Below are 26,084 nucleotides of genomic sequence, written 5' to 3' on the forward strand. Positions count from 1 at the left end.
TAAACCGGTTTGACAATGTTAATCAGTTACAGGCGGGCATCCGGCACTATATCCATTACTACAACCACGAGCGTATTAAGACCAAACTAAAAGGCCTGAGTCCGGTGCAGTACCGGAATCAGGCCTTGGCCGCTTAGTTGTTCACTGTCCAAGTTTATGGGGTCAGTTCAATGCCCTGGGGGATTTTTTTTTTGCGTGAGCGGTAGGTGGTGAGGGGAAAATAGTGAGGAGTGAGGGGTAAACTTCAACACCTCACCATTTGAACGGTTTTCTGGCGCTTTATGTCAGATATAACAATAGGTTGCTTATTTGACATGGTATTGTTGCCAAGCAGCATCTAGTATTATGCTGCACGTACCCAGAAGTAAAATCTCAGGAGGAGAAACGGTATGACGACGCAATTAGCCAAGAAGCTAGCCATCGCCCTTTTTATGGCTTTAATGGCAGGTGGTCTTGTCGCTTGTGATGATCAAGGCCCAGCAGAAGAAGCGGGTGAAAGCATTGATGACGCCGCAGAAGATGCCGGTGAGAGTATGGAAGAGCTCGGCGAAGATATGGAAGAGGCGGCCGAAAACTAGGCCGAGCCTTTGTTTGTTGAGTTAGCCTAAGCAGTCGCTGTAAAGCGGCTGCTTTATTGTTTGTATCGCGTCTATTATGGTTAGCCTATATAACGATAAAAATGAGGTGGCAACGTGCTACTACAACGCGAGAAAAGCTTGCTGTTAATGGTCGATTTCCAGGCGGGTCTACTGCCTGTGATCAACGGTGGTCAAGAAGCCATTAACGAAGCAGCTTGGCTAGGTGAAATGGCATGCTTACTTGAGGTGCCGGTATGGTTAACAGAGCAAAACCCTGAAAAATTAGGCGGTACCGCGCCATCTCTACTGGCCGCTCTAATCGACTATCGCCTTTGGGAAAAGCAGCACTTCGGTGTTATGGAAGAAGCTGAATTTAGATCAGCATTAAAAGCATCAGGAAAAACGCAGGTTGTACTGTGTGGAACAGAAGCGCATATCTGCGTGCTGCAAACGGGTTTAGGGCTATTAGAGGCAGGCTACGAGCTGTACTGGCTTAGTGAAGCCTCTGCCAGCCGCCGCCCCCAAGAAGCAATGCTTGCCCGTGAGCGCGCCTGCGCAAGCGGTGCTGTGGCGGTGACGGCGGACATGGTGGCTTATGAGTGGCTACATCGCTGTGACACAGCGCTGTTTAAAGAGGCGCACCAACGCTTTTTAAAGCCGCGTTCTTCACGCTCCGTACGTTTTTTCTAGGTTGTACCAGCTCGGCCGTTCGCTTTAGCGATCGGTTTCTTTGCGAGTGAAAACGAAGGTATCTCCCTGAGATGCCGGTGCATCGAAACGATAGCCTGCCACATCGAACGCCTTGAGTTCCTCTGGATCGTTAACCTGCTGCTGAATCATCCATGCGCTCATCAGCCCGCGTGCTTTTTTGGCATAGAAGCTGATGATTTTAAAGGTGCCGTTTTTCTCATCTTTAAACACTGGCGTAATGATCCGCGCATTGAGCTGCTTGGAATCTACCGCTTTGAAGTACTCATTTGAGGCAAGATTCACCAGCACGTTGGAGCCGCTTTCTGCAATGGCCTCATTGAGTGCAGGCGTCAGAATGGGCTTCCAGTAGGCATACAGATCCTTTCCAGCGCCGTTAGGCAGCTTGGTGCCCATCTCTAGTCGATAGGGCTGAATCAAATCCAGAGGCCGTAGCAGGCCGTAAAGGCCAGAAAGTATGCGCAGATGCGACTGTGCGTAACGGTTCTCCGCTTCGCTGAAGTTTTCCGCTTGCAGGCCGGTATAGACGTCGCCCTGAAAAGCCTGTGCAGCGGGCTTGGCATTGCTCAGCGTGAAAGGGGGACGCCACTCCTCAAAGCGCGCCGCATTCAGCCCTGCCAGCTTATCGCTGATACCCATAAGTTCACTGATTTGCTGCGGCGAGTAGTCGCGCAAAATAGTGATAAGCGCTTGGCTGTGTTTCAGAAAGTCGGGTTGTGTTACCTGCTTTGTGGTCGGCGGGGTTTCAAAATCCAGCGTTTTGGCGGGAGAGATAACGCTCAGCATCGCATGCTCCTGGTCGTGCTCTGGTAAATGGAAGCTTGATATAAGTGGGCTCATTATACCAAGCCTCGGCGAAGGCCGAGGCTATAGTGGTGATAGCTTGGTGAGAGTCGACTGTTTTTAAGGACTGTTTAAGAGTTGTCTTTACGGGCAGGGGTTCGGCATGCGGCGGTGAATATCTTCGATTGCCTCAAGCACTTCGTTGTCCAGCTTGAGGCTCTCGCTGGCAAGATTGCTTTCCAGCTGCTCCATGGTGGTCGCACCAATAATATTGCTGGTCAAGAAGCTGCGCGAGTTAACAAACGCTAGCGCCATTTGCGCAGGGTCTAATTCATGCTTTTCAGCAAGTGCAACGTAAGCCTGGGTGGCCGCTTCGGCTTCGGGCGAGGTGTAACGCTTGAAGCGCTCATACAGCGTCAAACGACCTTTGGGTGGCTGCGCGCCATTAAGGTATTTACCTGAGAGTACCCCAAACCCTAGCGGTGAATAGGCAAGTAGGCCGACGTCTTCACGGTGGGCAATTTCCGCCAAACCAACTTCAAAAGAGCGGTTGAGAAGATTATAAGGATTTTGAATAGACGCCACGCGCGGTAAATCCAGCTTATCGGCAAGCTGCAGTGAACGCATGGTGCCCCAGGGGGTGTCATTAGAGAGCCCAATGGCTCGTACCTTGCCGGCATCAACCAGTTCTTTAAGAGCCGAGAGCGTTTCTTCTAACGGCGTCGCATCTTCGTTTTCGCTATGTACGTAGCCTAGCTTGCCAAAGAAGTTGGTTTGACGGTCGGGCCAGTGCAGTTGGTAAAGGTCAACGTAATCAGTATTCAAGCGCTCCAGGCTTGTGTCGATGGCCTGATAAATATGCTCACGGGTTAAACGCGGCCCACCCCGTATATGGTCGAGCCCTGGGCCTGCTGCCTTGGTAGCTATGATCAGATCGTCCCTGGCACCACGCTGCTTTAGCCAACTGCCGATATAGCGTTCCGTCAGGCCCTGGGTCTTGGCCATGGGTGGGACAGGGTACATTTCTGCGGTATCAATAAAGTTGATGCCGAAGGCCACGGCCCGGTCAAGTTGTTCGTGGGCTTCGGCTTCGCTATTTTGCTCGCCAAACGTCATCGTGCCTAAGCAGAGTCGACTTACCTCCATGCCGGTTCTGCCAAGTGGGCGCGTTTGCATTTTCATCTCCTTACTAAGGCGGAATTGCCACAAGATAAGACGCTATTACCTGGATGGTAAACGGCGTATGCATGGCATGTTAGCGAGGCTCTTTGTAAGCAGCAAATTTATGGGGTTGAGTCGTCGCAAAGGCAGGCGTATGCTTGCCAGCCCATTGACCGGCTAAAGGCCGGTTTCTCGTGTGGTTGGCAGCATTTTATGACTGCTGGCCCAAGGTTCCAACATACAGGCAGGGTGGTTTGCCATGCTGCAGGCATCAACATTATTTACTCGGCTAGAATTTCGCCTAGCTGAACGGCTGTTCCATAATCACTGGTTATTGCCGCGTTCACCGCGCACCCAGCGTTTAACGATGCGCTTATTTAAGCGCTGTGCGGAGGCAGGTCACCCTGACGCGCTCTCCGTTTATGGACATATGCTGTTTCATCGCAGTCAGACGCCACAAGACAAGGCGCGCGGTGCGCGGTACGTTCTGGAAGCGGCGCATGCAGGGGATGTAAAGTCTCAGTATCAGGTGGCACAGATCCACGAGCACGGCTGTGCTCAGTACCCGCGCCGTGAAGATTACGCGGTGACCTGGTACGCGCGAGCCGCCCAGTCAGGGCATTATCTAGCTGCGGAGCGGCTTGCCCGTGCTTATCGCCTGGGTGAGTTAGGCTTGGCGGTAGATGGCGAGCGTGCGGCTTACTGGCAGCGACAGGCGGATCAGCCGGCACTAAATAGCGTGGCTGCCGCATGAAGCGTTACCGCGTTTTGATTGAGTGAGGAAGGTTGTGTCCGAGACGCTACCCACAGTATTAGATATTGAAGCGTCCGGATTTGGGCGCGGCAGCTACCCCATTGAAGTAGGCATCGCCCGTGCCGATGGAAGCTGCTGTGCTTTTCTCATTCAACCGTTGGAAGAGTGGACGCACTGGGATCCCAAGGCCGAACTGCTGCACGGTATTTCCCGTGAGCGCCTCATTCAGGAGGGGTATCCGGTACGCCAAGTCGCCCACTGGCTGAACGATGAACTGCGCGAACTGGGTAAGGCGTACAGCGATAGTTGGGGGTATGACAACACCTGGCTGTCGCTGCTCTTTCATCACGCGGGCATGTTGCCGCGTTTTCGCCTTGAGGCGCTAAGGATTCTGCTTAGCGAGGAGCAGCAGGCGCTGTGGAGCGATACTAAAGAAGCGCTGATCGCCGAACAGGGTATTCACCGTCACCGGGCAGGTGACGATGCCCGCCTACTGCAGCTTACCTATCAGTATACCCGCAAGCTCACCGAGCACACTGGCCACTAGTGACGCTCCCCTTGCCAGCATTATAGCTGGGCTTCTAGCGCATCAAGCAGTTCACCGGGTGACGGTGCGTCGAGCAGCATCTCCCGGGTGGGAGCCGCCAAGAAACCATGGCCGACCGTGCTGTCTAAAAAGGTTAGCAGCGGTGAGTAGAACTCGTCGATGTTCAGCAACCCCATGGGTTTTTCATGCAGGCCCAGATAGCCCCACGTCCATATTTCAAACAGCTCTTCCAAGGTGCCAATCCCGCCGGGTAAGGCAATAAACGCATCGGCGTTGGCCGCCATGGCGGCTTTGCGTTCGTGCATGTTGCGCACCCGTATCAGCTCACTTAAGCCAAAGTGCGCCTGTTCGCGCTCAACCAAGTGGTTGGGCATCACACCAATGGCCTCGCCGCCAGCCTCCAGTACTGAATTCGCCAGTTCACCCATCAGACCAAGGCGTGCGCCACCATAAACCAGCGAGTGGCCGCGTTCAGCGAGCGCGCGTCCCAGTTGATTGGTGGCCTGCCGGAAGGCAGGGCTATTGCCTTCTCGGGAACCCAGGTAAACGCAAATTCGAGCCATTCGACAATTCCTTATAGCAAGCGAAGGACAGTATTTAAGGACAGCATTTAAGGAGAGTACTTAAGGCAAGTGTTGATCGACCTGATGATGCTGATCCATCCACTGGCCAATCACATTATCGCCACACAGGTGATGGGCATACTGGGTATGCAGGCAGCGTATCTGGTGCCAGTTAGTAATCCCGCCAATGCCACGCTCTGTCATCACCTGGGTGTAACCCAGCTTAGCGACTTCTTCACGCTGAGCATCGCTCATAAAGTCCCAGCGGGCGTTCACATAGTCGCGGTGGCTCTGCTGATAGGCCTCAAGAAATTCGGGCTCATCCTGCAGGCGCTGTTCGAGCGCTTTGATCACACCAACGGCTTCGATACGGGAAATCTCGACTTTCAGCACATCTGAGCAGAGCCAATACAGGGTGGGGAAGGGTTTGCCATCGACAATCGGTGCCATACGCAGTACGAGCGGCGTGCCTTCCCCGTCGGTAGCGGCTACCGCTTCGATACCACGCGGCGCGCGGCCAAGCTGCTGGGCAATAATGGCGAGCTGACGTTCGTCAGGCGCTTGGTTGGTGCGTATCACCATTGGGTTGGTCTCTCACGAACGGTCATCTTGAACAAATTTAGTCGAGCGGCCAACGGCACGGAAAAAGCAGCGATTGAGCTGTTCAGGGGACGCGACATAGCACCACGTCCGCTCACAGTATTCGGCGGCTCGTGCCATTAGCACGTCATAAAGGCGGTTGAAGGGGGCATCATAATCGTAGGGGTCGGCCCCAAACAAGCGGATATGCGGATAGTCGGCAAAGCGTTCGACAAAATAGTTTTCCAGATCGGCCTCTACGGCACGGTGCTGGGCGACGTTGTCAGGGTCTATCCAGAGGTTGTAGCGGATGGCCATTATAAGGCTCCTATTGCCCCGCCGTTGCGGGGCAGCTGCAATCAGGCGGGCTCAGGCGCATCTTGCAGATGCGACGTTAGTTCCTCACGTAAGTCGCCCTCAATGGGCATAGCGCACTTGGCTTGGTGATCATACTGCACCATAACGGTGTGACCCAGGTTAGTGAGCTTGCCGTGCTGCCGCGCCTCTTGAGTCACCGTAAACGAGCTATTTCCAAGCCGCGTTAAGTACGTACGTATTTCGATATCGTGACCGTAAAACAGTTCAGCCCGATAGTCGACTTCCATGCGTGCCATAATCAAGCGCCACTGCTTGGGGTTTAAGTCAGGGGTAAAGAGTTTGAACAGGTCATTGCGTGCGAGCTCAAACCACGCCGGCAGGCGGGTGTTGTTAATGTGCCCTAAGGCATCGGTATCGTAAAAGGCGGGCTCAATGGTACGGGTAAACATGGCTTGTCCTTGTTATTAAATAAAACAGCTATTAGTACGGGGAATCGCAACGGCAACGCTTAGGATTAACCCAAGCAAGCGCTTGGTCAAGAAGTCTTGGTCAAGCGGTGCGGCGTTGATACCACGCAGTGAGTTGCATCCACCCCAACAGCCATAGCGTGGCAGCAGCGAAGCCGGCCAATGTGCCCCATAGCAACCCCAGCGTGCTGTAAGTAAAGGAAACACACAGCGTGTAACTCAGTAGCGAGCCAAGTCCCATCGGGTAGTGCTTGATCACCGTCGCCACCGGCGCTGCACCATGGTTCAGGTGTAGGATCAGCAAAAAAGGCAGCATCGTGACGGGAAAGGCGGCCAGCGTCCCCGCCCAGGCGGGCGGCAGCCAGTGGGCAAGGCTGGTAATGGTAAATATGATCACGGTGGCAAGTGCCGCGCGGGCGGCAAGCGCCGGTAAAGAAAACGTCCTGCTGGCGGGTATCCTGACATCAGCAATGTTGCGAAATAAACCGCTGAACAGAGCAATGGCGCATAGCGTCACCAGCGTGCCGCTCAAGCGCGTGAAGTTAAACTGAGCGAGCAGCGTGCTAACGGCGAGCCAAGCCACCAAGCCGCCCGCCACGCCGCCAATGACACCTTTAACGCCAGGCTGGCGTCCGGCTACCCAATAACCGGCCCCTAGCGCCATTGTGGCCGTAAAGCCCGCCAGGGTATGTACCGCACTTTGGGTCGCAAATTGAGGGGAAATTTCCAAACCGATAAAAAATAGCGCCAGTGCCGTGCCTAACGGATAGCCCGCTAGTAGGCCCGCCATGCGCGGGCTAGCGCGCACTGCAACCGCGCCTAGCCCCAGCACCATACTGATCGAGAGCCCTAATTTCGCTAGCTGCCAAGTGAGAGGGACTTCAATCATGCGGCTTCATCCTTGCTGTTTTTGTTTGGGTGTTGTCAGCGTGCGCTTTTTAATTAAACCAAGCGCAGGCCTTGCTGGTCACGCCAGGCGGCTTCGAGGGCATCTTGTAGGGGGGCTTTCAAGTGCGCGGGAAGCGCCTCCTGCGCTGCTTGCAGTGAATCAAACGAGCGGTTGCGCAGCCAGCAGTACGCCCAGGCGCAGGCTTCGGCGTCGCTATCGGGGGTCGGGCGAGCGGGCATTTGATTGAGCAGAAAGACCGCAGTGCGCGGCGCCCATAGTGGCATTTCACCGAGCTCATCTTGGCTCCACTGTTCGAGGGTCGCGCCGCTGGGCGTGGCGTCGGGTGTGCCTAATTTAGCTACCCGTGCTGTTTCGGCCAAAATAAGCGCTAGCTGATCCGTATTCGCTTGGCCAAGCGAGCGCCATTGCCGCAGCAGCGCCGATAGCCCCGCCCGCATCTTGGTATAAAAGTCATCTTGCGGCATGCTTGGCACAACCCCTATTGAATGAGTGAGATGTTTCATGACCTACGATTTTGCCACGCCTGTGGAGCGATGCCACCCTGAAGGTGGCTGGGCATCGCAAAAATGGCACCGCTACGGTGACGACGTGCTGCCTCTTTGGGTCGCCGATATGGATTTTCGCTCTCCGCCTGCGGTGATTGATGCGCTGCAGGCGCGGGTGGCTCACGGTGTTTATGGCTATGGCGAAGTGCCCGCTACGTTAACAGAAACCCTGTGTGAGTGGAGTGCACACCACTATGACTGGCTGATTCAGCCGGAGTGGCAGCAGTGGCTCCCGGGCGTTGTGCCAGCCTTGCACCTGGCCGCGTTAGCGTTAACCGAGCCAGGCGATGGGGTGTTGACGGTAGCGCCGATCTACCCTCCCTTTTTAGAGGTGGCAAAGCGCACCGGGCGACTACCCCAGCAGGCGATGCTGGCAGCGCCTTCCACGCCCCATGGGCCTTGGCAGCTCGATATTGCTGCCCTAGAGGCTGCTATAACGCCGCGTACGCGCTTGCTGCTGTGGTGCCAGCCTCACAACCCTACGGGTCGTGTATGGCGCCATGAGGAGCTTGCCGCGCTGGCTGAACTAGTGGAGCGCCACGACCTATGGGTGGTCTCTGATGAGCTGCACTGTGACCTGTTATTAGACGAAGGCGCCCAGCACCGCCCGTTAGCTGCGGCATTTCCTGCACTGGCGAAGCGCACTATTACCCTGTGGGCACCGTCAAAAACTTTCAATTTGGCGGGATTAACCAGCGCTTGTGTAGTGATTCCTAATCCCGCACTGCGTGAGCGCTTTGCAGCCGCGACCAAAGGATTGCTTCCCGATGGCAATGTGCTTGGCTTGGTCGCTGCAGAGGCGGCTTATCGCCATGGCGAGCCTTGGCGGCAGGCGCTGCTAAGCGTGCTACGAGAGCATCGCACGACGCTGCAGGCGCGCGTAGCGACTTGGCCGGGCGTTAGTTGGGGTGCGCCGGAGTCAACCTACCTTGCCTGGCTGGATATGCGCGAGGCAGGGGTGGGCGACGCGCCGTATAAGACGCTGTTGAAAGAGGTGGGGGTGGCGCTTTCGGACGGGTCCGCCTTTGGCTGCCCCGGCTTTGTGCGGCTTAACTTCGGCACCACCGCCTCCCAATTGGAGGCGGCGCTGTCGCGTATGGATGAGCTGTTGAAACGAGATTGAAAGCTTTCAGCTGAAAGACTTTAGTAAAGCATCGCAAAGAGCTTACGACGGTAAGCAACGGTTAGCGGGTGGTCGGCGCCCAGTGCGTCGAACACCTGCAGCAGTGTTTTACGCGCCGCGTCATCGTTATAGGCACGATCTTGCTTCATCAGCGCGAGCAGTGCTTCCAACCCTTCATCGTAATGACCGTCAGCCACTTGACGCAGGGCGCGCTGGTACTGCGCTTCGCTATCGGTACGGTCACCTAGGGCGGCAATCTCTTCGCTTGAAAGCGCCTGCTCGCTAAACTCGATGCTGGCGCGTACGCCACGGGCGGGCGCTGCATCACGCTCTTCCGGTGGCAGGTTGTCCAGCACTTCGCGGGCCTCATTCCCTTGACCTTCTGCCAACAATACGCGGGCGAACGCTATTTGATAGGCGTAGTATTCGGGGTATTGCCCCATCAAAGTTTGGTAAATCTCACGGGCAGTGGCGACATCGCCAGCGTTAAGCGCTTCCTCCGCCTGCTCTTCGGGGCTGGGTGGAGCCTCACCTGGGGCGGGGAAGTAGCGGTTAAGCCACTCACGCACTTCCTTCTCAGGCAGCGCACCTTGGAAGCCATCGACCAAGCCGCCCTGACTGATCAACTTCACATCCGGCACTGAACGCACGCCTAGTTGGCCACCTATTTCTGCATTCGCTTCAATATCGAGCTTACCAAGCAAGAACGCGCCCGCGTACTCAACTACCAGTTTGTCCAGCATCGCGAGGAGGGTGCTACTGCCAGCGTTGGACGGTGAGTAGCAGCCCATCAGTACTGGCACCTGCATGGAGGCCTCCAGCACCTGCTGAATATTGCCTGCATTAAGCTCGATAATAACGTCTTCAGGGCGCACCGCTGCTTGTTCAGCGTTGGGCGCGGGAGCGTCGGCATTTCCGGTATCCGCAGTCAGCGGCTTACCTGAGCGGGGGTCAATAATCTGCATGGGTAGACTCGGCATCAAAAAATGAACAATAGTTCCTCATGATATGCAGGCATACTCGGAAGGATTCAAGGAAAGGGAAGGAAATAAAACTCAGGGCGCCGCTAGGCGCCCTGGCAAGGCTATGGTTTACGGAATGGTTTCTGAAATGGTTCCTGTAATTGTTTCTGGCATTATTTCTGATATTGCTTAAGGAATAATGCGCTCCGCCCGCAGTCGGGCGAATAGGTCGAAAAATGCGGCGCGAGTTTCGCGGAAATGGTCAAAGCCAAAGTCTCGCGACTTGGTCACGTCGTTAACACACTCGAGTTCGCGCCCTAGATCTGCATCGGTGTGCCACCAGGAAACCAGCTTAGAAACGTCAGCTTCGATTAGCCCATGCTGCTCAGCAATCTCTGCCCAGGTTGGCGCCATGTCGGCCATCTGCGTTTCAAGCGGCTGCGGTGTTTCCGGGCAGTCCGGCACTTCAAGCTCAAAGAACTCACCAATTTCATTCCACAGTCGGCGCCAGCGAAAAATATCGCCATTGACGGTATTAAAGGCTTCGTTATGCGCGCCGGGCGTTGTGGCTGCCCATTCCATCTGCCGTGCCAGTACCAGCGAATCGGTTAGATCGGTTAAGGCATTCCATTGCACCTGGGAGCCTGGGAAAGTGAACGGTTTGTTCGTTGCTTTGCAGATAGAGGCATAAACCGCCAGCGTCACGCCCATGTTCATGGCGTTACCGCGGGCATAGCCAATCACCGTGTGCGGGCGGTGCACGTTCCAGCTAAAGCCGTCCCGCTCCGCCGCTGCAAACATGATGTCTTCCAGAGTGTAGTAAAAGTTTTCGCCGGGTACGCGGGGCGCTGATTCACGAAACGGTGTCTCGGTCTTGCCACTACCGTAGTTCTCGAAGGCGCCCAGGTACTGCTTGGTGCCAGTGACCAACGAGACATGCGCCAAGCTTGCGCCCTGCAAAGCGTCGAGCAGGTTGTGCATCATTGCGCCGTTGGCTTCGACGTTGGCTTTCTCATTGTCGTGCCGCACCCAGGTGCAGTAGAAAACGTGAGTAATGGGTAAGTCCGCCAGTGCCTTAGTTGTCGCTTCACGATCGAGAAGGTCGGCGGTAACAGGGATGACGCCCTCTTGTTGAGAGGGGCGTCGAGATAAACCATAAACCGTCCATCCACTGGCGGTGAGATAGCTGGCTAGATTGCCGCCGGTAATACCGGTGGCGCCTACTACAAGTGCTGTGCCTTTGCGCATCGTTAATTCCTTATGCAGACAAGAGATTGGAAACGGGCGACGAACGCCGTGCTCGTGCTCGATGAAAAGCAGTCTGGTCTTTGATGATCATTGCTACAATTGGAAAAATCGCAAATCTTTATTGCACGAGGAGCAACTTGATGGATCTCAATGCGCTACGTATCTTTGAGCGCGTCGCTGCGACAGGCAGCTTTACCGCCACCGCACGTCAGTTTCATCGCGCCGTGTCATCGGTCTCGCGCCAGATTGCTTCTCTAGAGGAGGCGCTAGGGCAGCAACTGTTCTATCGACATACCCGAGCTGTTACGCTGACCAAAGCGGGCTGGCGCTACTACCAGGAGGTTCGCGAGATACTTGAGCGGCTCGACTTGGCAACTGAAGCGCTAACGTCGCCCAATAGCGAGCCTAGCGGCGTGCTGCGCCTTAATGCCCCGGTGGCCTTCGGTCAGCGCCAGATCGTGCCGATTCTGCACCACTTCCAGCGTCGCTACCCGGCAATCAAAGCCGAGTTGATGCTAACTGATCAACTGACCGACCCGGTGCGCGAGGGCATCGATATCACCTTTCGCGTCGGTGCATTGGCGGATACCACCTTAGTGGCGCGCCGCCTGGCAGCGATGAACTACGTTGTGGCCGCCGCACCCGACTATTTACAACGCTGCGGTACGCCCACCAGTCCCGATGATCTGAGCCAGCATGACTGCCTACTCTATCAGGGCGAAATGGGCCGCCAACGCTGGTACTTCCAACAAGCCGAGCAGCCGCAAGCCTTCGCTTACAAAGTCGATGGTAGCCTTTACAGCAACGATGCGGAGAGTTTAGTGCGCGCAGCTCTAATGGGTCAGGGGTTGGTGATGTTTCCGACTTGGTTGATCGCTGATGAGCTAGCATCGGGCGCACTGCTGCCGATACTTGAAGCGTGGGAGTGTGAGGTTATGCCGGGAAGGCGGGATATCCACGTGCTCTATGCGCAGCGGCGTTTACATACCCGCAAGGTGAGTGCATTTCTGGATCACCTGTTTGATATGGTCGGGTCTACGCCCCACTGGGATCGCTGGCGAGAGCAGCATCGGGATTCGAGCTTATGACGGTTAAGAGGCGAAAAAGCTTCTGCTCAATTCAGTAGACGCAGTCATATACGCTAAATATGACCCCCCTGCCGTGTGTCATCACAGGGGGATCCCTTATTTCAAAATTCAATTTTCAGCTGGCGTAATCACGCGAAAACGCAGCCAGTGACGTCTTCAGGTCTTTCTCAGCAATTGCGGCACCAATGCTGCGGAACTTCCAACTGCTGTTATGGCGATACACGCTGCCCATGATCATGCTAACTTTGCCTGCGAATGTTGGGTCGTTAGCCACGTCAAATTTTGCAAATTCGCTGCCACTACCTGCTTTGCCGTTGTGGATACGAATGCCAGCGAACGGGATCTCACCGAAGTTCTGTTGTGAAAAAGAATTCAACACTAACGCTAGCGTAGTGACGTTACTTGGAACGTTTTTCAAGTTGATTTGGATAATTTCGTTGTCCTCACCATCATCGCCGCCAGTATCACCCGTCCGGTCATCGCCGCTGTGGTTGATCGAGCCACAGTTAGATTTTAGCTGACGAAACCACACCGTATCGACCAAATTACCTTGGGCATCAAACATGCCTACAGAGGCATCCAGGTCAACGGCGACGTGTTTTTTGCCAAAAAAGCCTTTCTTCTCGATTGCCCCCCAGTTCACACCGATTTCGATGTAATCCAGGTTGCCACCGCCTTCTTTTTCAAGACTAATACGTTGACCTTTTGCGAGGTTAATAGACATAGTGAATGCTCCATTTATTACGTGATTGCCGTGTGTCGGCGTTGGGTTTAACTCTTTGTAGTTAACTCTTTGGGGTTAACTACAGGAGAACCATCATGTCGGAGCGACCGTTGGATAGGCTGATAGTGTCGCTCTGGTCTGCTTTCGTCAGATTGATCATGGTGATTCTCGCTAGTTGGATAATTAAATAGTGGCTTGCAAGGCGGCGACCCGCTTGGCCCAATTGGTGTGACAAGTCGCTTCTAGCATCTGGCCACTGTCTTTAAACACCGCTTCTGTACTATTGAGTAGGGCATGGGCCTGAGGCTTTTGGCGGGCCATGGATTGAGTAAAATGCTCCTCGACCAGCGCTACTTGCGCAGGATGGACGCAAGTTTTGGCATAAAACCCCCAGGCTATGTCCAGGGCCACTTCACGCGACAGGGTGTCGGGCTCCCCAATCAAGTCACACACGGGAGCTGACAGTTCGAAGCCAGCGGGTCGAAAAACGGTAATGAGCCGCTCAATGGTTGATCTCAAAGGAGTGTCGTAGACGGTTTGGCCTGGCTGGCGTTTAAGGCCTATGGCACCTAAAAGATCATTAGCGCCAATACGCAGGGCGATGACCGGGTTACATAGGGCTTGCACCGCTTTAAGGGTGGCGATGGTGCTGTCTTCACGAAATAGCGCCGGTGTTTCAAGCGTTGGCATGATGGCGAGCTTCTTGTGGCGATTTAGCACTTCGCGCCATGCGGGCATGGTGATATCGTCGAATTTGGGTATGACCACGCCATCGATACGCGCCATCGCGTCAGACGACTCCAATAACTGGCGCAACACAAAGGGGTTACGCGGCCTGACAAAGCGTAGAAACGATACGTCTTGTGGTGCAGCCTTCAGCGCTTTTATTAGTCGCTGCACGGCCCAGGTGACGGCATTGGGTGCAACAGCATCTTCCGTACACAGGATGATGGATCGTGCATCGTGGCAGCCAACGGCTAAAATCTGATCGAGCGATTTGTGGGTGGCGGGCACATAGAGCGAAGCGCCGAGCTGGCCATAACGGGGTGTCGCCATTAGATAGCCTCCGTCTTAGTGACAGCTTTGATCAATGAGCAAGCGTGGAAAGGCATATCAGGGCATACGTCCACCGGCACACCTTTTTCTTCAGCCAGCAGGATTAGATGTTCAACATCCGGATGAGCTGTATCACGCACCATCAACAGCGCCGGCACGCGACGCAACATGACGCGTGTGGCCTCAGCAATACCTGGTTTGATGTAGTTGATATCGTCGACGTGATAATGGCGTTGGATCTGCCCGAGCATTTCTTGCATCAGGAACCGCTGGCGCGTGAGCTCGCTTTCTGTTGGTAGAGAGGCGCCGTCAAACGGCTGCGATAAATGAACGGCGACACGCTCTATGAACGCTTGGGACTGGTCGTATGGCGCTAAGTCGTCATACAGGACACAGCCATGAAAAGCGCCTTCGGGTACTTGGTGGTTGAGTATCGAGCGTGATACTAGCCCTGAGACAGTAGCGTTGAGAATGCCCGACGGAATGGCATAGTCCTCATATGTTGCTGCGTAATCGGCCGTACCGCCAATGTCAGAAATGACCGCCAAACGGGTAGAAACGGTACGTTTACCTTTGGCACGTCGGGCAGTGTTGTAACGCGACATATCTGAACGCAATTCACGGGTAATCACGCCTTTGGCTGTCCAGGCATCGACAAATACAATGCGCTTAGCATCTACGCCTACATCATCCAGTAAATAATCCAGCGCCGTGGTATCGATACCTCGATCACGAATAATGGAGACACTGTAGTGCTGGCATGCTTGACCTTCATAATCCACTAAGGCGCGTCGCAGTAACGCACCTGCCGGGGTGCCAGCACGTACTAGGCTGACCAGCGTAATGGGAGTGGCGCTAACACCCAAATCGGTCACCAACTGATGGGCTAGCTGGCGCACTTCACGCGCGAGCCTAGGGGCGTAGCGCGTGCAGAGGGTCTCAAATAACGCCAGGTATTGAGGGCTTGGCGCTTCCTCACGATGAATCATTTCACTGTAGTGGGCTTGGCCTGTCTGAATGCGGCGCTCTTTCTCTACAATCGAGAGGTATTCTGGCGCTATCGGCGTGAGCAGAAACTGGCAGTCATCCGGCTGGTAAGAACCATAAAAGGGGGCAAGCGGGGCCACTGCGGTCATTGGGCGAGTTCCTTAACAGCGTGCCAAACTTGGCTACGGGTGGGCATCACGGCCATATCGCTATGTGTCATGAAAGGGAGATCCGATAGACTGTCGCCAAGCGCGATGATGGTGTCTTCGGGCTGACGCTGAAGTACCTCTTCGAGAAGAAACCGGCAAGCCTCTGATTTGCAAGTGTAGGAAGGGCGTAGCGCGGCATTACGGGTGTTGGCATGAAGCGATAGCCCATGTGTCTGAGCAACCTCATTGAGTAGCGCGTGAGCCTCGGCTGTCAGTTCTCCCGTTGCCTTTATCGACAAATAGACAGGTACTGACAGGTCTTCTAGCTGACGCAAGGTAAACTGTAAATGTGGCAGTACCCGTGGCAGCGCCTCGCTAAGGTCAGCGTAAGCCCGGCCGATGGCAAGGTGCGCATCATTCACATGCGGTGCGAGCCGGGATTGCCACGCCGGTAACACTTGGCCTTCAAACGTGACCAACGCGCCATGGCTTACCACGGCATACTCCCTTGGGAATGATAGCGTTACGCGATCCAGCGCATAGCTGGTTCTTCCTGTTACAGGGATAATAAAATCGGCCGCACCGCTGAACAGCTCCCACAGCAGGCGTTGCTGGTGAGTTTGAAACGAAAGTGGGGCGCCGTCTCCATCGACGGCGGCGAGCTGAACACGCTCAGCGTTGTCGGGCAATGATCGCTCACTGGCGAACAGCGTATCGTCTAGATCCGTCAGAAGGATCAGTCGACCCCGGGTCATGCCACTTGCTCCTGCTTGTCGTTAGCCTGCAAACGGTGGGCGGTTTCCAGCGCTTGGCTTAAATGAGGCAGACCGATGCCATCAAAGGCCAGCGGTACACGCTCTAGCGGTGCGTTGTAAAGGAAATGGGTTTTATTGCTATCGCCGGGCGCTGGGTGCTCAAGCCGATTGGCCACTTCATCGCCCAAGGCAATGGGTGAGCGTGTAGAGCTTTGAAACAACACATCCATTCCAGACCTTTCTAACGCCAGGGCAACACGGAAGGGGGTATCTAAGAACTCACCCATGCCATATACCACATGGGGTTTATTGACTTGCAGGTTTCGCGAGAGAAATTCGTCTTCCAGTAATGCCTCGTAGCTACCCAACAGCAGGCCATAAAGCCCTTGCCGCTCCAGTGGCAGCGGCGCTGACTGTGCCGATAGCGCGTCACAGAAATCGACATCGACATTATCGGGGAGGGTAGCCTGATACTCTGGGTCGGCAGCAAAGGAGAAGGTACCCGCCATCAGTTGCACGAAGTTAATCTCGATATTTGACGGTAGCAGTGACAACAATTCCGCTCGTGCTGCTTCGTCTAGCCAGCTTACGATCGACACAATGTGCAGGCGCTTGACCCGTGAGAGTTCGGGCTGCCCCATTAGCGCATGGGCCAGCTGTGCCAAGGTGCGGCCCGTAGATATCTCATCATCGACGAGCACAAGATCCTCAGTCGTTTTGACGGCTTGTAGCGCATCGCCTTCCAAGCGCGCCATGTGCATCGTGTCAGCGTGTGAGTGTGCCTCGCGGATGCGCAACCAGGGATCAAGCACCAGGAAGCGGGTGGTGTGATGAAAAACGCTATGTTCATGCAGCTTGCCAAGATGGCGGGCAACGCCGGCGCCTAAACCGACCGCCGTTTCTGCCATGCCGACCACATAAGCGGTATTACCTCGTAACTGGATGGCCTGCGCTAACTCGGCATGAATAGCGTCCATCTTAGAAGGCCGCACCGGTATATGCTTGCCTAGCACGCGGGAAACGAACAGGTAGCCGCGACGCGGGTTTAGCCGTGACGCAAAGGCGATTAATTCGTCAAGGCGGTGGCCATTTTCGGTCAATGTAAGCGTCAGCCGTCCGGCCTGGATGTCTTTAATCAATCTTGGCGTGCTCATAGAACAGTATTCCAATCAGTATATAGGCTCTGAAAAACCGATTAATCGCGCCAGAAACAGCTTTTCAGAACAAACATCGCCCAATATCAAAAGCCATGGCTATTTAAAAATCGCGTTAGAGTAAGTTGCTTATATGAGTGGGAGCCGCCGCCCCCACTCTTGCACTGGGTTAAGAGGCACTTAAACCATACTTAGAGGCGAGATCGCCTAAGCCACCGCTAAAGCCTTGACCGATGGCGCGGAACTTCCATTCGCCGTTATTACGGTAAAGCTCACAGAAGATCATGGCATCTTCAATCGAGTAATCTTCTGACAGGTCGTAACGAACGACTTCTTGATTATTGTCTTCGTTGACAACGCGTGCGAAGGCATTCTCAACTTGGCCGAAGTTTTGACCACGGGCTGCAGAGTCATGGATAGTTACGGTTACAGCAATTTTGTCGACATCGGCAGGAACCTTGGATAGGTCAACCTTGATGACTTCATCATCTCCGTCGCCTTCACCGGTTTGGTTATCGCCTGTGTGCTCAACTGAACCATCGGCAGACTTCAAGTTGTTGTAGAAAATGAAGTCTTTATCACTGCGGCACTTGCCATCGCTATTGACCAGGAAGACGCTGGCATCAAGATCAAAGTCCTGACCGGTGGTCACACGAGCATCCCAGCCCAAACCGATACGGATCTGTTTGATGCCAGGTGATTCTTTGCTCAGCGAAATGTTGCCGCCTTTGGAGAGAGAAATAGACATGCGTTCACACCTCATCGTTAGTTGATAGATATAAAAAGGCCAAGCCATTGCTTGGCCATGGGAAGACCTTATTGCAGGCCGTAACCGGTCAGGAATGCCGCCAAACCACCCGCAAAGCCATCGCCTTTGGCCGCAAAGCGCCATTCGCCATCTTTCTGGTAAAGCTCACCAAAGATCACAGCCGTTTCGGTAGAGTAGTCCTCAGTGAGGTCGTAGCGTGCAACTGGATCGGTGCTGCCGTCTTTCAAGACACGGACGAAGGCGTTGTTGACCATACCGAAGTTCTGGCCACGCGTCTCAGCCTCGTGAATGGTGACGACAAGAACGATTTTGGCAATATCGGCACTCAGTTTCTCGAGGTCAACGGTGATGGTTTCGTCGTCGCCTTCGCCTTCCCCGGTAAGATTGTCACCAGATGACACGACACCACCACACGGTGAAGAAAGCTGGCTATAGAACACCAAGGCGCTGGTACCACCGACTGGCTTGTCATTAGCATCCAGCAACAGAGCAGACGCGTCTAGATCGAAGTTTGCACCATCGGTAATACGGGTATCCCAGCCCATACCTAGGGTGAATTTCGTGGCGCCTGGGGCTTCCTTAGATAGGTTAATGCGGCTGCCTTTGCTCAGGTCGATCATGCAACACTCCTTATTACGTCATATGGGGTAGTACCCGATAGTAGGCACTGGCAAACGTCCCTGAGGCGCTTGCCAGTATCTCCTCAGTGGGAAACACCAGACGACTCGACTTTGTTCCTGGATTCATAGAATACCCCCAGTACTCAGGGCCATCCGGTAGAATCATTAGGGCCTGTGCCGGAACCTCTCTGTTTTAAGACCAACATGAAGCAGAGTATGGGATGCCGACAACTGATCCAAACCCAACGATACCAGATTCACGCTTGTATTGGGGTAGGTTTGAGCCAGCGGTAAGCCGCCAAGCGCCTTGTTTTCATGACAGCAAAATACGTCGTGAGTTGCGTTGTAATGCGACGAATGATGGTTGTGGTCTTAAGCTGGATTAGCGTCGTGGCAATGGCCAGCGGCGTACAGGCAGGAAACACACAGATAAATAAATTGTCTGAATTTGAGGGTTATTGTTGGCTAAAGCGAAAGTTGATGAGATCGGGCAACTAATCAGAACTTTCCTGCTACGTTCAACCTTACGTTAAGTTGAATTTTGAAACACCTGAGGCATCGTAAGGTGTAAGGTATTTTTAGTACGCCCTTATCTAATAGAATAAAGGGTGGGTCGATTAGGCTTGTAAGTGGCTTAGGTGGTGCAGTAACTCAACGGAAATTAAAAATTAAATCAATCACCCGATAACACTTAATTAGACGGTTATCGACGCTGTAAGGGAAGAATAATTGATGGCTACCAAATTGATTGCAGGGCAGAACGCCAAACTTAATGACTCACAGCTGGCATTTAGTCTCGCTGTGGGCAACGACCATGGTGCTGGCTTAGACGCCTCAGCCATTCTGCTGGCTAACACAGGTAAGGTGTCGAGCGATGATGACTTCATCTTCTTCAACCAACCCAAGCACCCCTCAGGCGCCGTAGAACAAACAGATGGATCAACATTTTCGGTCGATCTTAGCAAAGTGCCTGGGCACCTTGAGCGAATAGCGTTTGTCCTCACTGTTGAGCCTGGACTGTCAGCGTTGTCGAGCGGCTACCGTTTTGACCTTAAGGGAGCCGGTGAACAGTTTGAGTTCAGTGGGCAAGGCGCTGGCCGCCAGGAGAAGTCGCTCATTGTGTGCGAGTTGTATCGTCGCAATGGTGATTGGAAAGTGAAAGTCGTTGACCAGGGCTTTGCCGGTGGCATGGCGCCGCTTGCCGAGCATTTTGGCGTCGATGTCGACAATGATTCCAAGCCAGCCCCTACGCCAACACCGGCTCCAGCCTCTCCTAAGCCCCAAGAGAAACCATCGATTAATCTCAGCAAGATCACCCTTGATAAAAAGGGCGACACTATTTCGCTTGAGAAAAAATCAGCCACCTTCGGCAAAATTCATGTGAACCTCAACTGGGATCAAACTGCGGGAGCGGGCGCCAGCAAAAAAGGCTTATTCGGATCGTTACTGGGCGGCAAGCAGGGGGGAGTCGATCTGGATCTTGGCTGTATGTTCGAGTTTAAAGACGGCACCAAAGGGATTGTTCAAGCCCTTGGCAATCACTTCGGCAGCCTTGAAAAAGCGCCCTACATCTTCCTTGATGGCGACGATCGCACGGGGTCAGTGAATCAAGGCGAGAACTTATACCTGAATGGCAAGCATTGGGGTGACATCAAGCGTGTGATGATCTTTGCCTTCATTTATGAAGGCGTTGCGAACTGGGCGCAGACCAACGGACGCGTTTCGATCAAAGCGCCTGATCAGCCTGAAATCGAAATCCGCATGGATGCCAGCGGTAAAAACGAGAATTTCTGTGTGATTGCGATGCTGGAGAACCAAAACGGCACCCTGAATATCTCTAAAGAGGTGAACTATTTCGGCAGTCACAAGCCAGCGGATAACCATTATGGTTTTGGCTTCCAGTGGAAAGCTGGCTCTAAGTAACGGCATAGCGTTGCGCCACCCCCTTTTTGGTAGTGTCGACCTACTACGGCACTGCTTCTCAAGACGTTTGATAATGCATTGAGGAAACCATGCGCCGACTCCCCGTATACCTAGTGCTTGATAAATCCTACTCCATGACCGGAGAGCCGATTAATGCGGTGAACCAAGGCTTGCAGGCCTTAGTCGACATGCTGCGCCAAGATCCTTTCGCGCTTGAAACTGTTTACCTGTCAGTGATCGAATTTAGTTCAGAAGCTCGCCACACCGTGCCCTTGTGCGACCTGATGACCTTTCAGCCTCCCACGCTGAAGCCTGATGGTATGACGGCACTGGGTGCGGCACTCAAACTCACAGCTGAACGTATCCGCGAGGAAGTGCAGTCCTCCTCCAGCAGCGCGAAGGGCGACTGGCGTCCCTTGGTGTTTGTCTTCACCGATGGTGTAGCCAACGACGATCTAGACGTAGGCATCCAGGCTATGAAGGGTGTCAGTGTGGCTAAGTTGGTCGGCTGTGCCGCTGGCGCCGACGCGGATGCGGCAGACCTACAGCGCTTTGCCACCGACGTTGTGCGGTTGAACAGTAATGACGCCGAGTCTATCCGTGCCTTCTTTGCCTGGGTCTCTGCCAGTGTATCAATGACCAGCCAGTCGGTTGAATCCGGCGGCAGCGATGGCAGTGCCGATTTGCCACCTCCGCCCAATGAAATCAGTGTCATCAATCTGAGCAAAAACTGAGCAAGGAGCTACCATGGATCGTCGTTTACCTATCTATCTTCTCATCGACTCTTCGGGTTCAATGCGCGGCGAGCCCATACAGTCAGTGAACGTCGGCTTGGCGGCCATGCTATCGGCGCTGCGCCAAGACCCTTATGCTCTCGAAACGGTTTACCTATCAATCATCACCTTTGATCACGAAGTGAAAGAGCTGCTTCCCCTGCAAGCCTTGGAAAGCGCCCAGGTCAACGACATCGAACTACCACGCTCCGGTGCAACGCATATGGGCGAAGGCCTCAATAAAGTCTGTGACTGCGTAGAGCGGGATATCCTAACGTCCACCTCCGACCAGAAGGGTGACTTTCGGCCGATGCTATTCGTGATGACCGATGGCTCGCCCTCGGATTTGATGGAGTTTGACGCGGCGGTAGCGCGCATCAAAAATATGAAGTTTTCCGAGATCATCGCCTGCGCGGCAGGCCCCAAGGCGAAACAAGAGCATCTTAAAAAGTTCGCGACCAAAACGGTCAGTCTGGAAAACATGGACAGCGCGGGCTTTGCGAATTACTTCCAATGGGTCTCGGCGTCTATTGCGGCTAACGCCAGCGGCCAACAAAACGGGGCGGGTGACGATATCACGCTGCCACCACCACCCGATGAAGTGCAGGTCGTCCTGTAGCCGAGGTATTAATGAGACGCTTACCCATTTTCTTTGTGCTCGATGTATCGGAATCCATGGCCGGTGAGCCCCATGCACAACTACAGCGGGCGATGGAATCTATCGTTGAGCAGCTTCGCCAGGATCCAAGCGCCTTGGAGACCGTGCATATTTCGGTGATCGCCTTTGCCGGGCAGGTGGGTACCGTGGTGCCTATGGTGGATCTGATGAGTTTTTATCCACCGCGCTTACCCCTTGGCGGCGGGACGGCTCTGGGGGAAGCCCTGGATGAGCTGATGACCCGCATTGAGGTAGACGTTAAAAAAACCACGCCCAATCAGCGTGGAGACTGGGAGCCGGTTATTTACCTATTAACCGATGGTCGCCCGACTGATCGCACCGATGCTGCTATCAAACGCTGGCGCCAGCACTACGCCAGCCGCGCGCATTTGATTGCCGTTACCCTCGGGGGGGCTGCGGATACTCAAGTGCTCAAGCAGTTGACCGATGACGTGGTGTCGCTGGATAACGGTACCGGCGAAGATTTGAGCCGCTTTGCCCGCTGGGTTTCCGCGTCGGTCGCCGCCCAGAGCCAGGCACTGGATGTGGGCAAAAACGCGCCAGGAATATCACTTTCCAAAGCGAGCGATGTAGGAATTAGCTTGGTAAAGGACAGTGACGCGGCACCTATCGACGACCAGGTTGTGGTATTCACCGGCCGCTGCCATCGCCACAAAAAGCCGTACTTGCTCAAATACAACGCCGTTCCAATGCCGGGCAATTTTGGAGCGTCAGACGCCCAGGGTATTTATGGGCTTGAAGGTGTCTATCCACTTGGCGAGGAGTATTTCGAGTGGTCTTCGGAGAGCAGCTCAAAGGCATCGGTTAGCAGTGACCAATTGGAAGGGGTGCCGCCTTGTCCTCACTGTGGCGCGGTCACCACATTTGCATTATGCAGCTGCGGCAAACTGATGTGCTGTAACGGGCCCGGCCAGCAAACGTGCCCTTGGTGTGACGCTAACGTCGCGTTCGGTCAAGGTAGCGGAGGCGCCGGTTTTGATGTGGGCAGGGGGCAAGGGTGAAGCATTCACAAGACTACTACCATCGTGTCATTAGCAGTTTGTTTGAAAAGCCTGGGCAACGGCTTCCCGATCAGCTTATCGAGCGAGTTATACAGGAGACAAACGGCCCCACTTTAATTGATGAATTTCGCGAGCAGTTTAAAACCACCATGTCTGAGCATTACAAACAGTCAAAAGAGAACGGTACGAAAGCAGAGGAAGCGGGCTCCGCCTTTACCCCAGGCCTCCCCATCAGCGACAGCGAGGAAAGCGCAGTGTCCGAACATCACAATGCCAACACTGGTAATGCTCCCCAAGATCGGTCAGCGGACGTGCCTCTCCAGCCGGGCGATATCCCCTCTGAGGCGCCTGCAGAAGCGTCGGTGCCGGTCGTCGCGACTCGTACCGAGAGCCTCCCCAACGGCCGTTCGGGACAACCCTATGACGTTTGCCTTGATGAGTTGCTGAATGAGTTGCTGGATGAGTTGCCCGCGAAGCTGCAGCTTGAAGATGACGGTGGCAGTAACCTGTCATTGTCCGATGACCACAGACTGCAGGGCACACCGACTGCCCAGGGGTCTCTCCAATTGAAAGTGCAGGGTCTTGATGAGCAGGGCGAGACGGTACTAGAGCTCACGCTCAAGCTGGCGCTGATTCCCAGCTCTCGTGACCTATGGAAGAATCTGCCGTCAGATCCTGATGCCCCCTATGCCAAGCCCGATGAAGAGGTTGATCGTCTAAGTGGTGGCGATGGTTGGCAAATGGCCATGGGCTCCCAGCGCGGTCGGTCTCATGCCCACCGGGGAGGGCAACGTGATGATCATGGCACTATCGCCCGGGCAACGTCAGGCTGGAATGTGTTGATCGTGGGGGATGGCGCGGGGTCGTGTGAATACGCGCGCCAGGGAAGCCTGTTAGCAACGACCGTGGCCCGCGATGAGCTGTTGAGCTCATTGGCGGCAAACGAGGGGGCCGCTTTGGAAGCCGCTGCGCTTGCGTGGTGGAAAGGGGGAGACCGTTCTCGCATGTCGCAGGCGTTACTGATACCCCTGCAGCAGACGATGATTACCGCGGTGCATGCGGGTCATCGAGCGATTACCGAGGAAGCCAAAGCCTCGGGGCACCCGGCGAAAGCTTTTTCGACGACCTTGCTGCTCGCGCTGCATAAAGAAACGCCTGATGGTCACATCGTCGTGACTTTTGGGATTGGCGACGGTGCGGTGGCGGCGCTTTACGAGGGCCGACAAGCCCAGATGTTAACTACAGCCGATTCAGGCCAACATGCCGGGCAAACCCGTTTTCTTGACGCGCCTCTTTTCCAAGAGGCTGAGGGGCTTTATCAACGGGTGAAGATTAACGTTTTCTCTTCGCTGGAGGCTCTCATTGTCGCCACCGATGGCTTGACCGATCCAAAATTCACGTCTGATAACGATATGCACGACGGTGAAAGCTGGTGGGCGCTCTATGATGAGCTGGCGCCAGCCCTGGCAGCCCCCAACGATGATTCTGAGCGCGACCCGCTACAGGACTATCTGAGCTTTTTTGTTGAGCGCCATCACGACGATCGGACGTTGGCAGTGCTTTATCGTGACAGCGTTATGCCAGCCGATATGGGCGACTCGGAGGCCTTGGTATGAGCGTACCCATTATTACGCTAACAGCCTCCAACGGTGAGCAAGTTCAGTTTCGAGACAAAATCATCGCCACGGGCGGTATGAAAGACGTCTACGCCAGCCCAGACAAGCGCTATGTGGTTGCCTTCTACCGTGCCCAGCTTGATGATGCTGCCCGTCAGCGCCTGGAGATGATTACCGGAGCCTACCGTGAGCGCATCTTCGACAATGAGCAGGGCGCCTACTGGGATCAACTGTATTGTTGGCCCACGGCAACGGTAGAGCACAATGGCCGTACCGGCGTCGTGGCACCGTTCTATCGTGACCATTTCTTCTTTGAGCATGGTTCATTTAACAACGACATGCTCAAAATTCAGGGTAAGGATAAGGAAGGCAAGTGGTTTGCATCGCCCAACAACCAATTCAAGTTCTTAGACGAAAGAGAGCGCGGCAACTGGCTTAATTACCTGCAGCTCTGCTTACGGCTGTCTCGCGCCGTCCGCCGGCTACACGCGGCAGGTCTCGCCCACAGTGATTTGAGCTACAAGAATGTATTGTTAGCACCGACGACCGGCAACGTCTGTATCATCGATATGGATGGCCTGGTTGTGCCCGACCGGTTCCCCCCGGAAGTAGTGGGCACCCCTGACTTTATTGCGCCTGAATGCGTGGCAACGAGCCACCTGCCGAAAACGGATCCGCAGCGGGTTTTACCCAGTATTTTCACCGATCGGCACGCGCTGGCCGTTATGGTCTATTCACTGCTGCTGTTACGCCATCCCCTGCGCGGACAAAAAGTGCATGCCGTTGATCCCAGTGAGGATGAGCGACTCACGATGGGTGAGCAGGCGCTGTTCGTAGAGCATCCCAGCGACAACAGCAATCGGCTGAGCCCAACAGACGCAACGAAGCCGACCGAGTTGCCCTGGAAAGATCCTCAAAAACTTCCCTACACCGTCACCGGGCCCTATCTAGCCGCGTTGTTTGATCGTGCCTTTATCGATGGGCTGCATGATCCCCGCAGTCGTCCCAGTGCGGATGAGTGGGAGGTTGCCCTGGTGAAGACGGTAGACCTAATTCAGCCCTGCCAGAATAGCGCCTGCCAACAAGCCTGGTTTGTGTTTGATAACACCACGGCGCCGCGCTGCCCCTTCTGCCAAACCCGGTACCAGGGAAAGCTTCCGGTGATTAACCTCTATTCATCGCGGGGAGATCGTTATCGGCCGGATAACCATCGCTTGATGGTGTATTCAAACCAGAGCGTTTTCCCGTGGCATGTCGATCGCACGATTATGCCGAACGAGCGGCTTGGCGATGAACATAAATCGCGAGTGGGCTACTTCGTGCTGTACCAGCAGCGGTGGTTCTTGGTCAACGAAAATATGCCTGATTTGAAGAATGCCCAGACCGGTGAGGCCGTACCAATCGGTGGCAAGATTGAACTGGAGGACGGGCTACAGCTGCTCACCGGCAAGTCACCCGCTAGCCGGTTGTTCTATCTGCAGATGGTGTAGAGGTGCCTTGCAGAATTATCGGTATTTGTGGGCTTTCATGCTTATTTAGATAAA

30 protein-coding genes are annotated in these 26,084 nt (G+C 54.6%); 13 read left to right on the forward strand and 17 right to left on the reverse strand.

Annotated features, from left to right (window positions below; genetic code table 11):
* The 3 genes from J7J49_RS19820 to J7J49_RS19830 form a co-directional block, all read left to right on the forward strand.
* Nucleotides 1-137: IS3 family transposase (locus tag J7J49_RS19820; protein ID WP_215095215.1), on the forward strand; the 137-nt coding region annotated here is incomplete at its 5' end.
* A 252-nt stretch (nucleotides 138-389) separates the two neighbouring features.
* Complete coding sequence (locus J7J49_RS19825; protein ID WP_064236078.1) at nucleotides 390-578, forward strand: hypothetical protein; 189 nt, start codon at nucleotides 390-392, stop codon at nucleotides 576-578.
* 114 nt (nucleotides 579-692) lie between these two features.
* Nucleotides 693-1,268, forward strand: coding sequence for an isochorismatase family protein (locus J7J49_RS19830; protein ID WP_215095142.1), 576 nt, complete (start codon nucleotides 693-695; stop codon nucleotides 1,266-1,268).
* Nucleotides 1,269-1,292: 24 nt separating this feature from the next.
* Here J7J49_RS19830 and yaaA read toward each other — a convergent pair whose 3' ends face one another.
* Together yaaA and J7J49_RS19840 are read right to left on the reverse strand one after the other, a co-directional pair.
* Nucleotides 1,293-2,072: a peroxide stress protein YaaA gene (gene yaaA / locus J7J49_RS19835; protein WP_215095217.1), complete on the reverse strand. Its 780-nt coding sequence runs from the start codon at nucleotides 2,070-2,072 to the stop codon at nucleotides 1,293-1,295.
* A 141-nt stretch (nucleotides 2,073-2,213) separates the two neighbouring features.
* A complete protein-coding gene (locus J7J49_RS19840; protein WP_215095144.1) occupies nucleotides 2,214-3,245 on the reverse strand; it encodes an NADP(H)-dependent aldo-keto reductase in 1,032 nt (343 codons plus the stop codon).
* 244 nt (nucleotides 3,246-3,489) lie between these two features.
* Between J7J49_RS19840 and J7J49_RS19845 the strand changes: the two genes are divergently transcribed.
* On the forward strand, nucleotides 3,490-3,984 hold the full coding sequence (locus J7J49_RS19845; RefSeq protein ID WP_064236074.1) for a tetratricopeptide repeat protein: 495 nt from the start codon (nucleotides 3,490-3,492) through the stop codon (nucleotides 3,982-3,984).
* A gap of 34 nt (nucleotides 3,985-4,018) precedes the next feature.
* Nucleotides 4,019-4,531 carry a hypothetical protein gene (locus J7J49_RS19850; protein ID WP_215095147.1) on the forward strand — a complete coding sequence of 171 codons (513 nt, stop codon included), beginning with the start codon at nucleotides 4,019-4,021 and terminating at the stop codon, nucleotides 4,529-4,531.
* A 20-nt stretch (nucleotides 4,532-4,551) separates the two neighbouring features.
* Here the strand turns inward: J7J49_RS19850 and J7J49_RS19855 are convergent, their stop codons facing one another.
* From J7J49_RS19855 to J7J49_RS19880, 6 genes are all read right to left on the reverse strand, one after another.
* Entirely contained in the window at nucleotides 4,552-5,094 is a 543-nt protein-coding gene (locus tag J7J49_RS19855; protein WP_215095149.1) for an LOG family protein, read from the reverse strand.
* Nucleotides 5,095-5,154: 60 nt separating this feature from the next.
* Nucleotides 5,155-5,676, reverse strand: a complete 522-nt coding sequence (locus J7J49_RS19860) for a DUF501 domain-containing protein (RefSeq protein ID WP_215095151.1) — start codon at nucleotides 5,674-5,676, stop codon at nucleotides 5,155-5,157.
* A 12-nt stretch (nucleotides 5,677-5,688) separates the two neighbouring features.
* Complete coding sequence (locus J7J49_RS19865) at nucleotides 5,689-5,991, reverse strand: hypothetical protein (RefSeq protein ID WP_035576453.1); 303 nt, start codon at nucleotides 5,989-5,991, stop codon at nucleotides 5,689-5,691.
* Between the two features lie 41 nt (nucleotides 5,992-6,032).
* Complete coding sequence (locus tag J7J49_RS19870; protein WP_215095153.1) at nucleotides 6,033-6,440, reverse strand: acyl-CoA thioesterase; 408 nt, start codon at nucleotides 6,438-6,440, stop codon at nucleotides 6,033-6,035.
* Nucleotides 6,441-6,540: 100 nt separating this feature from the next.
* On the reverse strand, nucleotides 6,541-7,347 hold the full coding sequence (locus tag J7J49_RS19875; RefSeq protein WP_215095155.1) for a hypothetical protein: 807 nt from the start codon (nucleotides 7,345-7,347) through the stop codon (nucleotides 6,541-6,543).
* Nucleotides 7,348-7,400: 53 nt separating this feature from the next.
* Nucleotides 7,401-7,832, reverse strand: a complete 432-nt coding sequence (locus J7J49_RS19880) for a hypothetical protein (RefSeq protein WP_215095157.1) — start codon at nucleotides 7,830-7,832, stop codon at nucleotides 7,401-7,403.
* Nucleotides 7,833-7,869: 37 nt separating this feature from the next.
* Here J7J49_RS19880 and J7J49_RS19885 point away from each other — a divergent pair, with 37 nt between their 5' ends.
* Nucleotides 7,870-9,036 carry a MalY/PatB family protein gene (locus J7J49_RS19885; RefSeq protein ID WP_215095159.1) on the forward strand — a complete coding sequence of 389 codons (1,167 nt, stop codon included), beginning with the start codon at nucleotides 7,870-7,872 and terminating at the stop codon, nucleotides 9,034-9,036.
* 20 nt (nucleotides 9,037-9,056) lie between these two features.
* Here the strand turns inward: J7J49_RS19885 and J7J49_RS19890 are convergent, their stop codons facing one another.
* On the reverse strand, nucleotides 9,057-10,001 hold the full coding sequence (locus tag J7J49_RS19890; RefSeq protein ID WP_215095161.1) for a co-chaperone YbbN: 945 nt from the start codon (nucleotides 9,999-10,001) through the stop codon (nucleotides 9,057-9,059).
* A gap of 186 nt (nucleotides 10,002-10,187) precedes the next feature.
* Nucleotides 10,188-11,246: an SDR family oxidoreductase gene (locus J7J49_RS19895; protein ID WP_215095163.1), complete on the reverse strand. Its 1,059-nt coding sequence runs from the start codon at nucleotides 11,244-11,246 to the stop codon at nucleotides 10,188-10,190.
* A 140-nt stretch (nucleotides 11,247-11,386) separates the two neighbouring features.
* On the opposite strand from J7J49_RS19895, the gene J7J49_RS19900 reads away from it, so the two are divergent.
* A complete protein-coding gene (locus J7J49_RS19900; protein ID WP_215095164.1) occupies nucleotides 11,387-12,334 on the forward strand; it encodes a LysR family transcriptional regulator in 948 nt (315 codons plus the stop codon).
* A gap of 115 nt (nucleotides 12,335-12,449) precedes the next feature.
* Here the strand turns inward: J7J49_RS19900 and J7J49_RS19905 are convergent, their stop codons facing one another.
* The 7 genes from J7J49_RS19905 to J7J49_RS19935 all read right to left on the reverse strand — a co-directional run bounded on the left by J7J49_RS19905 (nucleotide 12,450) and on the right by J7J49_RS19935 (nucleotide 18,548).
* Nucleotides 12,450-13,058 (reverse strand): TerD family protein, encoded by a 609-nt coding sequence (locus tag J7J49_RS19905; protein WP_064236064.1) that lies wholly within the window; start codon nucleotides 13,056-13,058, stop codon nucleotides 12,450-12,452.
* Between the two features lie 183 nt (nucleotides 13,059-13,241).
* A complete protein-coding gene (locus tag J7J49_RS19910) occupies nucleotides 13,242-14,114 on the reverse strand; it encodes an aldolase/citrate lyase family protein (protein ID WP_215095166.1) in 873 nt (290 codons plus the stop codon).
* Nucleotides 14,114-15,250, reverse strand: coding sequence for a cysteine protease StiP family protein (locus J7J49_RS19915; protein WP_064236062.1), 1,137 nt, complete (start codon nucleotides 15,248-15,250; stop codon nucleotides 14,114-14,116). The genes J7J49_RS19910 and J7J49_RS19915 overlap by 1 nt, the downstream gene beginning before the upstream one ends.
* Nucleotides 15,247-16,005: an HAD family hydrolase gene (locus tag J7J49_RS19920; RefSeq protein ID WP_215095168.1), complete on the reverse strand. Its 759-nt coding sequence runs from the start codon at nucleotides 16,003-16,005 to the stop codon at nucleotides 15,247-15,249. Before J7J49_RS19920 ends, J7J49_RS19915 begins: the two co-directional genes overlap by 4 nt.
* The gene (locus J7J49_RS19925) at nucleotides 16,002-17,159 is read right to left on the reverse strand and encodes a phosphoribosyltransferase domain-containing protein (protein ID WP_215095170.1); all 1,158 of its coding nucleotides are present in this window, start codon (nucleotides 17,157-17,159) and stop codon (nucleotides 16,002-16,004) included. Before J7J49_RS19925 ends, J7J49_RS19920 begins: the two co-directional genes overlap by 4 nt.
* 169 nt (nucleotides 17,160-17,328) lie before the next feature.
* Nucleotides 17,329-17,907, reverse strand: coding sequence for a TerD family protein (locus tag J7J49_RS19930; protein ID WP_215095172.1), 579 nt, complete (start codon nucleotides 17,905-17,907; stop codon nucleotides 17,329-17,331).
* Nucleotides 17,908-17,975: 68 nt separating this feature from the next.
* Nucleotides 17,976-18,548 (reverse strand): TerD family protein, encoded by a 573-nt coding sequence (locus tag J7J49_RS19935; RefSeq protein ID WP_064236058.1) that lies wholly within the window; start codon nucleotides 18,546-18,548, stop codon nucleotides 17,976-17,978.
* Between the two features lie 732 nt (nucleotides 18,549-19,280).
* Here J7J49_RS19935 and J7J49_RS19940 point away from each other — a divergent pair.
* The 6 genes from J7J49_RS19940 (at nucleotide 19,281) to J7J49_RS19965 (ending at nucleotide 26,030) form a co-directional block, all read left to right on the forward strand.
* Nucleotides 19,281-20,471, forward strand: a complete 1,191-nt coding sequence (locus J7J49_RS19940) for a TerD family protein (RefSeq protein WP_215095174.1) — start codon at nucleotides 19,281-19,283, stop codon at nucleotides 20,469-20,471.
* 89 nt (nucleotides 20,472-20,560) lie between these two features.
* Complete coding sequence (locus tag J7J49_RS19945; protein ID WP_215095176.1) at nucleotides 20,561-21,205, forward strand: vWA domain-containing protein; 645 nt, start codon at nucleotides 20,561-20,563, stop codon at nucleotides 21,203-21,205.
* Nucleotides 21,206-21,218: 13 nt separating this feature from the next.
* Nucleotides 21,219-21,863: a vWA domain-containing protein gene (locus J7J49_RS19950; RefSeq protein ID WP_064236055.1), complete on the forward strand. Its 645-nt coding sequence runs from the start codon at nucleotides 21,219-21,221 to the stop codon at nucleotides 21,861-21,863.
* 11 nt (nucleotides 21,864-21,874) lie between these two features.
* A complete protein-coding gene (locus J7J49_RS19955) occupies nucleotides 21,875-22,924 on the forward strand; it encodes a TerY-C metal binding domain-containing protein (protein WP_215095178.1) in 1,050 nt (349 codons plus the stop codon).
* Nucleotides 22,921-24,540: a PP2C family serine/threonine-protein phosphatase gene (locus J7J49_RS22840; RefSeq protein ID WP_215095180.1), complete on the forward strand. Its 1,620-nt coding sequence runs from the start codon at nucleotides 22,921-22,923 to the stop codon at nucleotides 24,538-24,540. The genes J7J49_RS19955 and J7J49_RS22840 overlap by 4 nt, the downstream gene beginning before the upstream one ends.
* A complete protein-coding gene (locus tag J7J49_RS19965; protein ID WP_215095182.1) occupies nucleotides 24,537-26,030 on the forward strand; it encodes a helix-hairpin-helix domain-containing protein in 1,494 nt (497 codons plus the stop codon). Before J7J49_RS22840 ends, J7J49_RS19965 begins: the two co-directional genes overlap by 4 nt.
* Nucleotides 26,031-26,084: the final 54 nt, after the last annotated feature.

It is taken from the genome of Halomonas sp. ISL-56, from assembly GCF_018612805.1.
GTDB lineage: Bacteria > Pseudomonadota > Gammaproteobacteria > Pseudomonadales > Halomonadaceae > Vreelandella.

Coding starts and splice junctions, on each gene's coding strand:
- J7J49_RS19855 (WP_215095149.1), bottom strand. CDS start 5,094: ATGGCTCGAATTTGCGTTTACCTGGGTTCCCGAGAAGGCAATAGCCCT.
- J7J49_RS19930 (WP_215095172.1), bottom strand. CDS start 17,907: ATGTCTATTTCTCTCTCCAAAGGCGGCAACATTTCGCTGAGCAAAGAA.
- J7J49_RS19895 (WP_215095163.1), bottom strand. CDS start 11,246: ATGCGCAAAGGCACAGCACTTGTAGTAGGCGCCACCGGTATTACCGGC.
- J7J49_RS19940 (WP_215095174.1), top strand. CDS start 19,281: ATGGCTACCAAATTGATTGCAGGGCAGAACGCCAAACTTAATGACTCA.
- J7J49_RS19910 (WP_215095166.1), bottom strand. CDS start 14,114: ATGGCGACACCCCGTTATGGCCAGCTCGGCGCTTCGCTCTATGTGCCC.
- J7J49_RS19870 (WP_215095153.1), bottom strand. CDS start 6,440: ATGTTTACCCGTACCATTGAGCCCGCCTTTTACGATACCGATGCCTTA.
- J7J49_RS19865 (WP_035576453.1), bottom strand. CDS start 5,991: ATGGCCATCCGCTACAACCTCTGGATAGACCCTGACAACGTCGCCCAG.
- J7J49_RS19890 (WP_215095161.1), bottom strand. CDS start 10,001: ATGCAGATTATTGACCCCCGCTCAGGTAAGCCGCTGACTGCGGATACC.
- J7J49_RS19935 (WP_064236058.1), bottom strand. CDS start 18,548: ATGATCGACCTGAGCAAAGGCAGCCGCATTAACCTATCTAAGGAAGCC.
- J7J49_RS19915 (WP_064236062.1), bottom strand. CDS start 15,250: ATGACCGCAGTGGCCCCGCTTGCCCCCTTTTATGGTTCTTACCAGCCG.
- J7J49_RS19825 (WP_064236078.1), top strand. CDS start 390: ATGACGACGCAATTAGCCAAGAAGCTAGCCATCGCCCTTTTTATGGCT.
- J7J49_RS19875 (WP_215095155.1), bottom strand. CDS start 7,347: ATGATTGAAGTCCCTCTCACTTGGCAGCTAGCGAAATTAGGGCTCTCG.
- J7J49_RS19860 (WP_215095151.1), bottom strand. CDS start 5,676: ATGGTGATACGCACCAACCAAGCGCCTGACGAACGTCAGCTCGCCATT.
- J7J49_RS19900 (WP_215095164.1), top strand. CDS start 11,387: ATGGATCTCAATGCGCTACGTATCTTTGAGCGCGTCGCTGCGACAGGC.
- J7J49_RS19945 (WP_215095176.1), top strand. CDS start 20,561: ATGCGCCGACTCCCCGTATACCTAGTGCTTGATAAATCCTACTCCATG.
- J7J49_RS19905 (WP_064236064.1), bottom strand. CDS start 13,058: ATGTCTATTAACCTCGCAAAAGGTCAACGTATTAGTCTTGAAAAAGAA.
- yaaA (WP_215095217.1), bottom strand. CDS start 2,072: ATGCTGAGCGTTATCTCTCCCGCCAAAACGCTGGATTTTGAAACCCCG.
- J7J49_RS19950 (WP_064236055.1), top strand. CDS start 21,219: ATGGATCGTCGTTTACCTATCTATCTTCTCATCGACTCTTCGGGTTCA.
- J7J49_RS19955 (WP_215095178.1), top strand. CDS start 21,875: ATGAGACGCTTACCCATTTTCTTTGTGCTCGATGTATCGGAATCCATG.
- J7J49_RS19920 (WP_215095168.1), bottom strand. CDS start 16,005: ATGACCCGGGGTCGACTGATCCTTCTGACGGATCTAGACGATACGCTG.
- J7J49_RS19880 (WP_215095157.1), bottom strand. CDS start 7,832: ATGCCGCAAGATGACTTTTATACCAAGATGCGGGCGGGGCTATCGGCG.
- J7J49_RS19965 (WP_215095182.1), top strand. CDS start 24,537: ATGAGCGTACCCATTATTACGCTAACAGCCTCCAACGGTGAGCAAGTT.
- J7J49_RS19925 (WP_215095170.1), bottom strand. CDS start 17,159: ATGAGCACGCCAAGATTGATTAAAGACATCCAGGCCGGACGGCTGACG.
- J7J49_RS19885 (WP_215095159.1), top strand. CDS start 7,870: ATGACCTACGATTTTGCCACGCCTGTGGAGCGATGCCACCCTGAAGGT.
- J7J49_RS19840 (WP_215095144.1), bottom strand. CDS start 3,245: ATGCAAACGCGCCCACTTGGCAGAACCGGCATGGAGGTAAGTCGACTC.
- J7J49_RS19845 (WP_064236074.1), top strand. CDS start 3,490: ATGCTGCAGGCATCAACATTATTTACTCGGCTAGAATTTCGCCTAGCT.